At 40.5% G+C, this 13,362-nt stretch carries 18 protein-coding genes; 6 read left to right on the top strand and 12 right to left on the bottom strand.

Annotation, left to right across the window (positions count from 1 at the left end; all coding sequences use genetic code 11):
- Window positions 1–91: 91 nt before the first annotated feature.
- From ACFJIZ_RS18955 to ACFJIZ_RS18930, 6 genes are all read right to left on the bottom strand, one after another.
- Window positions 92–301 (bottom strand): hypothetical protein, encoded by a 210-nt coding sequence (locus ACFJIZ_RS18955; RefSeq protein WP_379087676.1) that lies wholly within the window; start codon window positions 299–301, stop codon window positions 92–94.
- Window positions 302–349: 48 nt separating this feature from the next.
- Window positions 350–1,327: an AAA family ATPase gene (locus ACFJIZ_RS18950; protein ID WP_379087673.1), complete on the bottom strand. Its 978-nt coding sequence runs from the start codon at window positions 1,325–1,327 to the stop codon at window positions 350–352.
- Window positions 1,328–1,330: 3 nt separating this feature from the next.
- Window positions 1,331–2,512, bottom strand: coding sequence for a DUF4350 domain-containing protein (locus ACFJIZ_RS18945; RefSeq protein ID WP_379087670.1), 1,182 nt, complete (start codon window positions 2,510–2,512; stop codon window positions 1,331–1,333).
- Complete coding sequence (locus ACFJIZ_RS18940; protein ID WP_379087667.1) at window positions 2,509–3,249, bottom strand: DUF4129 domain-containing protein; 741 nt, start codon at window positions 3,247–3,249, stop codon at window positions 2,509–2,511. The genes ACFJIZ_RS18945 and ACFJIZ_RS18940 overlap by 4 nt, the downstream gene beginning before the upstream one ends.
- A gap of 1 nt (window position 3,250) precedes the next feature.
- Window positions 3,251–4,135 carry a hypothetical protein gene (locus ACFJIZ_RS18935; protein ID WP_379087664.1) on the bottom strand — a complete coding sequence of 295 codons (885 nt, stop codon included), beginning with the start codon at window positions 4,133–4,135 and terminating at the stop codon, window positions 3,251–3,253.
- A 148-nt stretch (window positions 4,136–4,283) separates the two neighbouring features.
- Complete coding sequence (locus ACFJIZ_RS18930) at window positions 4,284–5,087, bottom strand: stage II sporulation protein M (protein WP_379087661.1); 804 nt, start codon at window positions 5,085–5,087, stop codon at window positions 4,284–4,286.
- Between the two features lie 93 nt (window positions 5,088–5,180).
- Here ACFJIZ_RS18930 and ACFJIZ_RS18925 point away from each other — a divergent pair, with 93 nt between their 5' ends.
- Complete coding sequence (locus tag ACFJIZ_RS18925; RefSeq protein WP_379087658.1) at window positions 5,181–5,477, top strand: RDD family protein; 297 nt, start codon at window positions 5,181–5,183, stop codon at window positions 5,475–5,477.
- Window positions 5,478–5,493: 16 nt separating this feature from the next.
- Window positions 5,494–5,913, top strand: a complete 420-nt coding sequence (locus ACFJIZ_RS18920; RefSeq protein WP_379087656.1) for a hypothetical protein — start codon at window positions 5,494–5,496, stop codon at window positions 5,911–5,913.
- A gap of 4 nt (window positions 5,914–5,917) precedes the next feature.
- On the opposite strand, the gene ACFJIZ_RS18915 is transcribed toward ACFJIZ_RS18920, so the two are convergent.
- The 6 genes from ACFJIZ_RS18915 to ACFJIZ_RS18890 form a co-directional block, all read right to left on the bottom strand.
- A complete protein-coding gene (locus ACFJIZ_RS18915; RefSeq protein WP_379087653.1) occupies window positions 5,918–6,628 on the bottom strand; it encodes an SGNH/GDSL hydrolase family protein in 711 nt (236 codons plus the stop codon).
- 38 nt (window positions 6,629–6,666) lie between these two features.
- Window positions 6,667–6,963 carry a DUF2752 domain-containing protein gene (locus ACFJIZ_RS18910; protein ID WP_379094123.1) on the bottom strand — a complete coding sequence of 99 codons (297 nt, stop codon included), beginning with the start codon at window positions 6,961–6,963 and terminating at the stop codon, window positions 6,667–6,669.
- Between the two features lie 44 nt (window positions 6,964–7,007).
- Entirely contained in the window at window positions 7,008–7,490 is a 483-nt protein-coding gene (locus ACFJIZ_RS18905) for a DUF5684 domain-containing protein (protein ID WP_379087649.1), read from the bottom strand.
- A gap of 100 nt (window positions 7,491–7,590) precedes the next feature.
- Window positions 7,591–8,649, bottom strand: coding sequence for a serine hydrolase (locus ACFJIZ_RS18900; protein ID WP_379087646.1), 1,059 nt, complete (start codon window positions 8,647–8,649; stop codon window positions 7,591–7,593).
- Window positions 8,649–9,344, bottom strand: coding sequence for a lipoyl(octanoyl) transferase LipB (gene lipB, locus ACFJIZ_RS18895; protein ID WP_379087643.1), 696 nt, complete (start codon window positions 9,342–9,344; stop codon window positions 8,649–8,651). The genes ACFJIZ_RS18900 and lipB overlap by 1 nt, the downstream gene beginning before the upstream one ends.
- A gap of 9 nt (window positions 9,345–9,353) precedes the next feature.
- A complete protein-coding gene (locus ACFJIZ_RS18890) occupies window positions 9,354–9,995 on the bottom strand; it encodes a 4'-phosphopantetheinyl transferase family protein (protein ID WP_379087640.1) in 642 nt (213 codons plus the stop codon).
- 71 nt (window positions 9,996–10,066) lie between these two features.
- Between ACFJIZ_RS18890 and dcd the strand changes: the two genes are divergently transcribed.
- From dcd to ACFJIZ_RS18870, 4 genes are all read left to right on the top strand, one after another.
- A complete protein-coding gene (gene dcd / locus ACFJIZ_RS18885; RefSeq protein WP_379087637.1) occupies window positions 10,067–10,603 on the top strand; it encodes a dCTP deaminase in 537 nt (178 codons plus the stop codon).
- Window positions 10,604–10,683: 80 nt separating this feature from the next.
- The gene (locus ACFJIZ_RS18880) at window positions 10,684–11,514 is read left to right on the top strand and encodes a hypothetical protein (protein WP_379087634.1); all 831 of its coding nucleotides are present in this window, start codon (window positions 10,684–10,686) and stop codon (window positions 11,512–11,514) included.
- 32 nt (window positions 11,515–11,546) lie between these two features.
- The gene (locus tag ACFJIZ_RS18875) at window positions 11,547–12,620 is read left to right on the top strand and encodes a hypothetical protein (protein ID WP_379087631.1); all 1,074 of its coding nucleotides are present in this window, start codon (window positions 11,547–11,549) and stop codon (window positions 12,618–12,620) included.
- Between the two features lie 11 nt (window positions 12,621–12,631).
- The gene (locus tag ACFJIZ_RS18870) at window positions 12,632–13,360 is read left to right on the top strand and encodes a TonB-dependent receptor plug domain-containing protein (RefSeq protein ID WP_379087628.1); all 729 of its coding nucleotides are present in this window, start codon (window positions 12,632–12,634) and stop codon (window positions 13,358–13,360) included.
- Window positions 13,361–13,362 lie beyond the last annotated feature (2 nt).

The raw sequence follows: 13,362 nt of genomic DNA, 5'->3' as shown, positions 1-13,362 counted from the left end.
TGATCCAATGCCTACTTTAAAAGGATAAAAGTTTTCGAGGTAGATCTTAAGTTCATTATCGTCGCCATTGCTTAACCTTTCGGGTGCATCTCTACGCAAAAACACCTTTGCCCCTTTTTGGTGCAACAAAAAAATCGATCAATAAGAGCACCATTAATGCACCAAAAGCCAAATAAGGCAGATGCCCCAAAATTGGTATAAAGAACGAAAATAGAAACAGGCACACGCAAAGGCCAAGGCCTATAAACAGCCTTTTACCTAAGAACAGGTCGGTGTAATATTTTCTAAAGATCTTCTTCATTTTAATTCATATTCGTTATTGCGATGAACGCAATGACGGTATATTCTACTATCTAGGTACTTCTATTTTTTTGATGATCTGCGCCACTACATCGGCGGTGGTTAGGCCTTCCATCTCTTTTTCTGGGCTCAACATAATGCGATGTACCAATACTGGTGTTGCCACTTTGATAATGTCATCGGGGGTTACAAAATCTCTTCCGGCCATGGCCGCTATTGCTTTTGCACCATTTACGATCGCCAACGATGCTCTTGGCGAAGCGCCTAAGTATAGTGATTTGTTATGGCGTGTTTCGTGGATGATCTGCGCCACATAAGCCAATAGTTTAGGTTCTACAAACAGTGCCTTGATCGTTGCCCTTAAAGTTTTGATCTGATCAACGGTCAACACTGCTTTGATGGCCTGCAATTGGTCTTCGGTTTTGTGTTGATGCTGTTGGGTAAGGATCTCTATCTCTTCTTCTAGCGTTGGGTATTTGACTTCGATCTTGAACAAGAAACGATCTAGTTGTGCTTCGGGCAAACGATAGGTTCCTTCTTGTTCTATTGGGTTTTGGGTGGCCAATACCATAAAGGGTTCTTCTAGTTTATAGGTATGCCCATCAACGGTGATCTGTCTTTCTTCCATGGCCTCGAACAATGCCGATTGGGTTTTTGCAGGGGCACGGTTGATTTCGTCTACCAAAATGATATTGCCAAAAATCGGGCCTTGCCTAAATTGGAACTCTGCCGTTTTTGGGCTGAACACTGCCGTACCCAACACATCGGATGGCATTAGATCTGGGGTAAACTGGATCCTTGAGAATGTTGCCGAAATACATTTGGCCACCAATTTGGCGCTTAAGGTTTTGGCAACGCCTGGTACACCTTCTAATAAGAGATGTCCATCGGCCAATAGCCCTGCGATCAAAAGGTCTATGGTATCTTTTTGACCAACGATGACATTGCCTAATGATTGTCTGATCTGCTCTACGGCCTGGTTCAATTGGCTTAGATCGGTTCTTTGGTTAAACATTTCCTGTTCCATATGTTATTGGTCTTGTTTATAAAATTGTTCTATGAGTTTATTTAAGCGGATCAGCTGTGCATCTTTAACGGCATGGCCCGCTTTAAGGTAGTTTATTTCTTGTAAAAGTTCTTCGATAACAGCTTCGCTTGCCCCTGCCATATTGATCAATGCAGCTGCAAATTCTTGGTCAAGCTCGGTGGTTTTTAGTCTGTATTTGTTGCGGATATACGCTAAGAGGTAGGTTATCTTTTTCTCTGCAATGTCTCTGTTGTTTCTTTGTTGGTAATATACCTTACCTACCACTTCAACAAATTCTACCGATGTGTTCTTCGGTCTTTCGATTATGGGGATAATGCGTTGTCTTCTTTTGATTTCGAACAACACAAATGCCACCAGACTAAACAGGGCAATGTAATAGGCCCATCGCAATTGCTCATACTCAAAAAACACCCTTAACACCGAGGTGTTGTTCTGGTCTCTTTTGGTAAAGTATTCGTCCCATATCAGTTGATCGGTTTTGGGCAGATACGAAAGTATTTTGCCGGCATAGTCTATACCATCTTCTTTTAACAGGCTGTAATTGGTTAACAGTTGCGGGTTGGGCATGAGGTATAATGCGCCTTTGCCAAACCTGTATCGCACAAAGTTGGCCTGTTCGTTCTGTACCCGTCCTAATACCGTTGCTCTTGCGGTATCTATAGCTGAGAAATATTGGCTGCTGATGCCTTTCTCAAAATAATAGTCGTACTCTTTTTTTACCAATGGGTTAACGAAGTTGATCGGGAATTTTCTTTTGCTCCTGAAACTATAGTTGGCCCTGACCTTAAGCTTTAAAGTATCTAGCAAAATGCCCTGTAGCTGATCGGCCGCAATGAGGATGTTGTTGCCAGCCTGCATGTATTTTACCATTTCGCTATAATCTAACTCATCTACCTTAACGGTACCAGCAATGAGCAGGTAATTTGAAGGGCCGGCTGGCTTAGCTTGTAGGGTGTTGTAGATGGCGGTTTGAACGGTTTTGACTTTTGCCCCTGGAAAGATATCTGTAAGTTGTTGGTGCAGGATATAAGTGCCGAATGGAATCTTGTCTTTGGCCAAATAGGTCTGTTTCCAATCGGTAGGTTTTGGGCTAAAGTACTGTGCCAACAGGTAACCCACCAACAGGATACTTCCGATGATCAAATATTTTCTTAATCCACTCATGCTTTGTATTGGTTAAACTGATGAAAGGATTCTTGTATGGGCGCAAAACTGTTCTTGTCTATAAAGAACTCGCCATACCAGATGTACTCGAACTGGGTGGTTAACTGGGCAAATTCTTGTTGTTTGGCCTGATCGGCAATTTCTAGCACATAGGCCTGGTTGGTCTTTTCTGGCAACCAATGGATCAGTTCTCTATCGCTCAGTTGCTTAAGGGTTTTAAGGTACAACAACCTTACTACCAAACGGTAATTGCCCATTTGCATGGCCTGTTCTATCTGTTCATCGAAATCAATTTCGTGGATGTTTTCCAACCCTTCTTGATAGGGTACGGCAATGGGTTTAGATCTACTCGTTAACAGTTTATAATCTATCCCCATCAGTTTCAACACAATAAAAACAATGAGGGCGATAACCAATGCGACAAGTATATATTTAATGATCGTGCCACCTAGCTTGTTACCTAGCACCTCTCTGACCAAACTCCATACCCATGCCCAAAAACGATCCCAAGCGCTCGGTACCGCTACCGTATCATCGTAAATGAAATCTCTTTTTTTGCTATAGTTTTTAATGGCCTGCTCATCAAACCTGCGCAGTTCTACTTTACTGTTAGTGTCTATTTTTAGTACTTGCGGCTCTTTTTTAACTACTACCTTTTCTACCACCGGTTTTTGCAAAGCAGTTGCGCGGGCATTAAATGCCCCATAAAAAAACAGTAAAAACAAGAGTATACGCATGTTAATATTCTTCTTGGTGGGTAGTGTGCTGATTTTGATTATCGTTACCAAAGTTTTCTATACGATCCAACAGACCTGTACTCTCTTTGTGCTCTACCAGATTAAAATAGCAGAAAGCAGAACATATAACCGGAATGACCATAAACACTTGGGCAACATAGCTAGAAATGGAACTTATAATGGCATAGGCTCTTGTGATGGGATTTGATGGATTGGTAAAGGTATTGAACATGGTAATGATCACCGCTGGCAATTGTATAAAAGTGGTACAGCAATAGGTAATGATCCAGATGACCACCAAAATACCAAAGGTGATCCACCAGTTGTCTTTTAACAGTTTAAACGAACGCGTAAAAGAGTAACCCAAAGATGCATTCTCTAAGATTAGGATGGGATAGACCAAAGTTACCGCTGGAAAAACGTAGACCCCAGGAAAGAAGCAGCAAATAAAACATATAAACAGAAATATACTCATGAGCATACCACTGCCCAGCATCCTGAAAAAGTAGTATTTAAAGTAGCTCCAAACTTCTTCTACGCTTGGGGCCATATTGCCCTTTTGTATGTAAATGGAAATGTAGCTTAAAACAGTAACATAAATTGCGGTGTAGTTAAGTATCATAAAAACAAATACACCTAGGAAGCTCCACGAAAAATACCTGCTGCTATATCTTGAGGCTATGCTAAAATTACTTGTATCTTGTGTTACATCTACAAGCTGCAACTGTAGCACAATGGCATTGACCATACCTGCCAAGATAAAAAAGCCACAGAGGTAAAGAAATGCCTTCATCAATGGTTTAAAGTTCTGCTTAATGAAAAGGAAGGTATCTCCGATCATCTCTCCAAATTCTCTTACTTTTCTAAATTCTACCTTGTCTTTCATGGCACTATGTTTTGTTGGCGTTTATTTAATTGCATGGGGTAAATGACTACATACCATACCATAAATGTTAATGAACCTATTAAAATGCTTAGGCTTAGCCAGATCGGCATTTCGGTATGGCGGGTAATGTACCCTTCGAAAAAGGCAGCTAAAAGGATGATGGGATCAGACCCAAACCTATTTTAGCGGCATCTTTTGCACTGTTTCTAAAGGCGACCAAGCGGGTGTAGGTTTTTGGGAAAAGTAGGCCATGGCCAAGTACCAAACCTGCTCCACCAGCCACAATAATGGCCAAGATCTCTAATGTACCGTGGATCCAGATCACCAATATGGATTCTGCACCTACGCCTTTGCTAAAGAAATAATATTCGAATGAGCCCAACATCACCCCATTCCTTAACAGAAAAAAAACTGGACCTATACTAAATAACGCACCACTGATCACCATCACCAAAGTAACCCAAGTGTTGTTGGCCGCAATGTGGAAAAACATACTGAACTCGTTCTCTCTTTTGTACACGCCAAAAGGGTCGCCTTTGGCAATATTTGCATTGGTCATATTTACATAGCTATCACCCAGGATCAAACGCACAAAGGTATCGTCGTATTTAGCTGAAATGGCTCCGATACTGGCCGAAATAAAGAAAAAGATAAAAGCATACAAGATCTGCCTTCGGTATTGATAGAACAACAGGGGCAGTTCGTATTTCCAAAAGCGGATAAAGCGTCCTGTTTCTTCTTTTTTGTTTTTATAGAGTGATTGGTGCAACACCGAAGCGATACCGTTTAGGTATGCAGTAGTCTTTGATTTGGGATAAAACGTTTTTGCGTAGGCCAGATCGTTGGTAATGTCAATAAATCGGTGTGCTAATTCGTCTGGATTGTTAGTTTGTAATTGTTCGTAACTCTTCCATTTTTCAGAATTCTGCTTTACAAACAGCGCTTCTCTCATAAAATTGTTTTCCAGTCCTTAAATATTCCGTTAAAATAAAACAAAATTCTTATTAGTCAATAAAAAATAAAAAACCCTATTATATTTGGGCAAATGGAAACAGTAAGAGTAAGTACGAGCCAACATGTAGATATTGATTACCCTGTTGCAGGCCTTGGCGAAAGGGTTGCGGCCAGGTTAATAGATTTCGGGTTATTTATAGCCATATTCTTGATCTTCTTGCTCTTTTTCTCACTGACTGGTCTGATCAACTCTGGTAGGATAGTTGTGATTGTGATGTTGCTGATTTTTGGTGCGGGCTTTGTATTCTACGACCTAATTTGCGAGATCTTTATGAATGGGCAGAGCATTGGCAAGCGTTTGTTAAAGATCAAGGTCGATCAGCCTTGATGGTGCCCAGCCAAGTTTGGGGCAATACTTTATCAGGTGGGTTTTTAGGATTGTTGATTTTGTGCTGACCTCGTGGGTAGGGGCACTGATCTGCGTGGCCGTTACCGAGAACAAACAACGCATTGGCGATATTGTGGCTGGCACTACCTTGATCAAAACCGTGCCTCGAACGCAATTTGAGCATATTGCCTTCCATCCTGCTGCAGAAGAATATATCCCTGTTTTTGATACGGTTGCCGAAATGAACGACCGCGACATCGAGCTGATCCATGAGGTACTGAACACCTATTATAAAACACGTAATGCCGACCTGGTCTATCAGATGGCCGCAAAGGTAACCAACCATTTAAGGATCAGCATACCTGAAGGCATGAACGAGCTTCAGTTTTTAAAAACAGTGATCATGGACTATAACCAGATCACTGCCAAAATATAATAGTTTATTTAAGGGAAGTTAAAACTGCAGGCGCCACTTTTATGGCCCATTGATTATACATCTTGCCCGAAGGGTGCAAACCATCTGAAGCTACCAAAGACAAATCTGTAGCTGCATTTCTAGAGCCTGGGGTAATATCGGTATAACTTACACCCATGGCCAGAGTCTCTTCTTTTGCAATGGCATTATAGGCATCGATTTCTTGGGCAATGGTCTGTTGGTTTCTGCCACTAGACTTACCAAACGGAGTTACACCCCAATCTGGAATGGAAACTACAAAAACCATTTTTTTGTTCTTGCCTGCATAAGTTATGGCAGTTTGCAACAACTCTTTAAATTCTTTGCGATAGGTAGTTTGTGGGTATCCTCTATATTGGTTATTGACGCCAATCAATAGTGTAACCATATCAAAATTCTGATTGAGGTTTTCTGTTTTAATTGCAGCTTGTAGTTCGTCTGTTGTCCAACCGGTTTTGGCAATGATCTTTGGTGCGGCAATATTTTTACCTTCGATGTTCAACTGGGCCATTAGCTGATATGGAAAGGATTCTTTCTGGGCCACGGCCTCTCCAATGGTATAAGAATCGCCAAGGGCGAGGTAGGTTAAAGGGGTACCTGTTGTAGGTGTGGTTGGTATTGCTATCATGGCATCGTTTGCTTTTTTATCGCAGGCCAATAATAAGCATAAAGACAAAAAAATACTACTCCATTTCATATCTTAATTTACGAAAAACCATACGAAATGGATGTTGGCTAATGCAATTGGTGTGTGATGATCTTATAAGTGTAGTTAATGACCATGATTATTCCGGTTGCCACATACATTGTTTTTAAGGTTTTTGAATTTTTGTCCAACTTTAACGTATAAGTGGTCAGTGTGGCCAAGGCACTTACCAAAAAAGGGATGGCAGGTGGGTACAAATGAAAGCTTTCCGTAAGGTTGCCCTGCAACAAAGCGAGTACGGCACGTTGAAAACCGCAGCCCGGGCAATCTAAATGAGTAAGGTATTTAAACGGACAGGAATCAAAAAATAATCCGCTTTGCCTAATAGCTTAGACAAAACGGATGTAGTATACAGGATAAACAGTTGCAATTATGCTTCTGGGTTTGATGGTGGACTTGGTGGATTGTTAAAGGGGTCGTTTGGGTTGTTAAAAGGATGGTTGCCAAAACCAAATCGGGCCTCTGCAGCAGATGGGCCTAAATATTTAGCACTACCGAAACCTAAAATTGGCCAGAAAACAAAACCCAACAAAACCAGACCTACGGTAAAACCTTCGTCTTTGCCATAGCTTTTGCTGATCAGGTTGTACAACCAGACCATAAACACAATGTTAATGCAAGGGATGAGCAGCCACAACAACCAAATGGTAGGTTTACCCACAATCTCAATCATAATTAGAATGTTGTAGATCGGGATAAGGGCAGCCCAGCCTGGTTTACCTGCTTTTTCGAACGTTTTCCACATGCCGATAACGGCAATGATCGCAAAGGCAAGGCAAACGAGCCAGATCATCATAAAGATACCAGCAAGTGCGCCAAATGCTGACGAAGAGTAGTCGGATGAATATTCCATAGTTTAATTTTTAGTTAGTATAAAGATAATACTTAAACTAAAACATCAAAATATTTTTGAGGTTTAAACACTGAAAACAAAAGACTTACAAGAAAGCTTTTTATTTTAATCCTTCAATCAGTTTTTTTCTGAAGGCTGCACTCGTTAAGATACTGGCCTCAAAATCGCCAAAGTTTTTGTTGATAAAGGCGCTTTGCGTTTGGGTTAACCCATTAAAGAAAAACGAACAAGCCAGTTGAGTCCCCGTTTTAGGTATCGCATAAAATGCATCTGTCAATACAAAAGCTGTAGACCCTCCTTTTTGACCCAAGTGTTTAAATTGTGCCTTATTGCCAGGATAGGCCATTGGCCATTCGATGATACTTTCTAATACGGCTTGGGTTTCTGGCGCAAAGAATTTTCTGCCTGCTATCTTTTGCATCAAATGCGCATAATTAGCAGTATTGGATGCCACCAACCGATCAGACCATATTTGTTGTATATTTAAAGATAGGTTGGCAAAATTAAAGCTTTTGATAAATGAAGGGTCAGTTTTGAGTTTTTGATGGGCCTCTTCACATTTTTTATGGTATGCTGCTAATGGCATTACGCTTAGCTTTTTGATCCATTCCCCTTCGGTAATGTCTGCAGGTTTTAAACATACCATTAAGGCCGAAGCTGTAAAATAATATAAGGGCTGATGTTCTTTTAACCCAAGCTCTTTTAGGTTTTTGTTGATATTGGTTAAACCTAAAAGGTCTTGCAAAAACTCTGTATTGGCGTTTGAGCTGTACATGATCATCCCTTTGGCAATGTCTAAAAGCTGAACACTATCTACAGTAGTTTTACCGATAGATTTAAGCCAGCTCGGCTGTGCACCACCATCGGTATTGGGAATATAATATTTAGCGAGGTCTTTTACTGCGATCTTGGTGAGTGGTGATATTTTCTTTGCTGTACATTGTTTGGCAAACTCTATGGCAATGATGGTTTTAACTGCACTGGCCAAAGGCATTTGCTGGTTGCTGTTATAATCGATTACCGTTTTACCATCTTCTATCAGGTAAAGCGAGGCTTTTTTTGGGTTTTCTTTGATGAACTTAATTACATCATCCAGATTTTGGGCCTGGGCAGTTAGCTGCAGTAAAACTGCGATCAAAAAGAGAAGGTATTTTTTCATCAGCTTAACTCCATTTTAAACAGTGCCGCAATATGGTTCTTTAATTTGGCCTTTACCTCTTCCATGTCCAATTCGTAGCCAAGCTCGTTTTGCATAGAGGTTACAGCTTTGTCGTCGATACCACAAGGCACAATATTATTGAAGTAATCGAGGTTGGCATTTACATTAAAGGCAAAGCCATGCATGGTTACCCAACGGCTGCAACGCACACCCATGGCACAAATTTTACGCGCCTTTTCGTTATCTGGGTCTAGCCAAACACCTGTATAGCCTGGATATCTGCCCGCAGTGATGCCATAATCGGCCAAGGTTAAGATCACGGCCTCTTCAAGTGTCCTGAGGTAAAGATGGATGTCTGTAAAAAAATTATCCAAATCTAGGATCGGGTAACCCACGATCTGGCCTGGCCCATGATAGGTGATATCGCCACCACGGTTGATCTTGTAATAGGTCGCTTTTTTATCCTTCAATCCCTGCTCGTCTAACAGCAGATTTTCAGGATGTCCGCTTTTGCCCAAAGTATACACATGTGGGTGTTCACAAAAGACCAAATAATTTGGGGTGGGAAAGTTGGTGTTTTCGGTCCTATTTTTTGTTTTTAACGCAACGGTACCATCAAACAGTTCTTCTTGTTTTGTCCAAGCTTCCTGATAGTCTGTTAAACCCCAATCTATAAACTCTACGGCTTTGTTCATTGTACTTGATTAAGCAACCACGTAACCTAACATGTAATCGTCTTTGGTCTTGAAATAATTCACTTCCAGTTCTCTCAAGCCTTCTGGCAACTCTACCAAAACCTGCAGGGAACCCTCTCCTTTTAGCTTAAATGGTTTGATATGGATGTGTTGTTTAAATTCCAGTCCTTTTTTACCATGCCATTTGTAAACGGCCTCTTTTGCACACCAACTTACATATAGGCCGTTGGTATTGTCGCCGATCTGTTTTTGGGCCAGCTCTACATCCGAAAGGAATTTATGCTTGATGCTCTTGATCTTGTGTTTGATCAGCTCTATATCTACACCCACTTTTTTATTCTTACTGACAATTACGGCAGCATAATCGTAAGAGTGGCTTAAAGAGATGTGGGTTGTAGAATTGACCAGATAGGGTTTGCCATGTTCGTCCATCCTACAATCGATATAATCGGCGGTATTTAACATGGTTCTCAATAATACCCTGGTACTTAACCAATGTAATGCTCTTTTCCCATTACTCAAAGAAGCGATCACATCTAGCTCATGTTGTTTCAGCTGTAGGCTAGAAAGGAGTTGCTCTTCTGTTTCTTCAATTTTCCATACAGCAAGTATGGTTTCATCATCAATTCTTTTATTGAAAACTATTGGCATGTCTTATTTAGAAAATCCATACAAAAGTATCTTAAATTAATCATAATTTAGTCCAAAATACTTCATAAAAAATGATACTCTCAGATAAACGAATACTCGAGGAAATAGATAAGGGAACCATTATCATCGAACCATTTAAAATAGATTGCCTAGGTACAAACTCTTACGATGTGCATTTGGGCAAATATTTGGCTACTTATAAAGACCGCGTTTTAGATGCAAAGGCACACAATACCATAGACCATTTCGAAATTCCGAAAGAGGGTTATGTGCTACAACCAGGCACTTTATATTTGGGCGTAACCTTAGAATATACCGAAACACATGCTCATGTTCCGTTTTTAGAAGGGAAAAGCAGCACTGGCCGATTGGGAATCGACATCCATGCCACTGCTGGCAAGGGCGATGTTGGTTTTTGTAATACCTGGACTTTGGAAATTTCTTGTGCACAGCCTGTTCGTATCTATGCAGGCATGCCTATTGGACAGTTGATCTATTTTGCGGTTGATGGCAGCATTACCAATATGTACAATACCAAAGACAATGCAAAATACAACAACAAGACTACCAAACCGGTAGAGAGCATGATGTTCAAAAACACCTTTTAAAGGAATCAACTAATAATTTAATTCCTTTATATTGCTATAAAGCCTTAGGTTTTCGTAACTTAAGGCTTTATTATTTTTCAATGAAAAGGAACTTACTCATTTTATCAGTTGCGCTACTCACATTATTTAGTTTTTCTGCCTTTGTGGTAGATGAAGATCCTCTGGCTGCTCTGCTTAAAAAGCTGGAAGAGTATACCAAAAAATATCCTCAAGAAAAACTGTACCTACATTTAGACAAGCCTTATTATGCTGCAGGCGACGATATCTGGTTTAAAGCTTATGTTGTAGATGCCAAAACTTCTGCACCTTCTACACTGAGCAACATTCTTTATGTAGAGCTGATCAATGAGAAAGACTCCATTACCAAACAGCTCAAGCTACCCATGGAAAGTGGCATTACCTGGGGTGATTTTAAACTTTCCGACACTTTAACGGACGGCAATTACAGGGTAAGGGCCTATACGCAATGGATGAGGAATGCCGGCCCGGATTTCTTTTTCGACAAGACCATCAAAATTGGCAATTCATGGACCAATGAAGTGTTTGTTAAAACAAGTAATGTTCTAAGTACGGAGGGTAATGCAGACAAAGTAACCAGCACTATACAATTTGCAGACAAGCAGGGCAAACCTTATGCAAATGCTGTAGTGAATTACGAGGCGCAGATCAATAAAAAGACCATTAGCAGAGGTAAAGAAACTACCAATACCAATGGTGAGATTGTGGTCAACATCACCAATAACCAGCCTGGCAAATCGGGTAAAATCATTGCCACAATTACGATAGACAAACAAAAGATCGTTAAAAGTATTCCTCTTAAAACCACTTCGAGCGCAGTAGATGTGCAATTTTTTCCGGAAGGTGGTTCGCTGATAGAAGGGCTACCTTCTAGAGTAGGATCAAGGCTGTAAATGCCATTGGCCTAGGTGAAAACATCAATGGGGTGATTGTTGATAATGATGGTGGTGAAATTTTAAAATTTGAAACAACACACTTGGGCATGGGCTCTCTTTTTCTAAGTCCAATTGCAGGTAAAACCTATACGGCCAAAGTAAAGTTTGCCAACGGCAACGAAAAAACATTTCCCTTACCTAAAATAGAAAAAAGTGGTTATTCGCTTGCGGTGAATACCAACGACACTACTAAGGTAGCGGTAAAGGTAATGTTAACTGCCGACCTGCTGAACAAAGGTGAGCTTAAATTGGTAGCGCAACACAATGGCATGGTCTATTTTTCTAATGTAATCCCTACTACCAAACAGATTGTTTCGGTTGCCGTACCTAAAACTGAATTTCTTTCTGGCATAACGCAGTTTACCCTATTTTCTCCAGATAATGTTCCTGTTAGCGAACGTATCGTATTCATCGAAAACAAGAGTGACCTGATCAATGTAGAGGTACAGAACCTAAAACCTGATTATGGCAAAAGAGGCAAGGTAGATTTAAGCTTTATGGCTACCAATAGCAATAAACCTTTACAAGGGAGTTTTTCTGTAGCGGTTACCAATACGGCTATTGTTAAACCAGACCTAGAAAACGAAAGCAATATCTTAACCAGACTTTTACTAACAGCAGATTTGGTGGGTTACGTAGAAAAACCCAATTCTTATTTTTTAGGTAATGATCCGAAAACACGTACGGCTTTAGATAACCTAATGTTGACGCAGGGTTGGCGCAAGATCAATTGGAAACTGATCAATGACAACCAACAGCCTTTTATTGCTTTTCCGGCAGAGAAAACAATGAAGATCAGCGGAAAGATCACTAAAGGCGGAAAGCCGGTAGCAAATGGAAAAGTTTCTCTTTTTTCTACAACACGTGGTTTTTTTGCAATTGATACTTTAAGTAATGCCAAGGGCGAATTTAATTTTGACCAGATCAGTTTTACGGATAGCACTAAATTTGTAGTGCAGGCCAGAACTGACAAGAACAATAAAAATGTGCAGATTGACCTTGACATTGTACCCGGACAGCTGGTAACCCCCAATAAAAATACTGGCGATGTAAGATCAACGTAAATGAGTCTTTAATGTCTTACCTGAACCAGAGTAACAGCTATTTTGATGAGCAATATAAAAAAGGCCTGTTGAACCGTACCATCATGCTCAAAGAGATCAATATCGTTGAAAAGAAAAATTTAACGCCTAATTCGCAAAACTTAAATGGTCCCGGGATGGCCGATGCAGTGATTACTGCTAAAGATCTGGAAACTGCCTTTACCTTATCCCAATATTTGTTGGGCAGGGTTGCAGGTGTTACGGTAACTAAAGGTCAAGCCTTTTCTAGGGGTTCAAAAGGGCCTATGAATGTTGTTTTAGATGGCATGAGCATGGGAGATGAGTTTGAGTTAGACGATATCGTGGTACAAGACATAGAAACCATTGAAGTTTTAAAAAGCATTGGTAATACGGCTATTTACGGTGGTCAGGGCGCAAATGGCGTATTGGTTATTACTACTAAGAGAGGTGCAGGCACAAGTAATTACAATAGATATTCTCCAGGAATCGTTACGTATGCGCCTAAAGGGTTCCAGGTAAACAGAGAATTCTATTCGCCGAAATATGATGTAAATCCTGATGACAAACCTGACTTGAGGACCACTGTTTATTGGAATCCACATCTAATTTCTGATGTGAGCGGAAAAGCCGTTTTCAATTATTTCAATACCGACCAAAGTGGTACTTACAGAATTGTGATCGAAGGAATTGATGCTATTGGTAATTTGGCCCGAAAGGTTTATACTTACGAAGTAAAATAACA

The organism is Pedobacter sp. UC225_65 (assembly GCF_042698365.1).
Taxonomy (GTDB): domain Bacteria; phylum Bacteroidota; class Bacteroidia; order Sphingobacteriales; family Sphingobacteriaceae; genus Pedobacter.
This window is presented reverse-complemented; position numbering and strand designations above follow the sequence as displayed.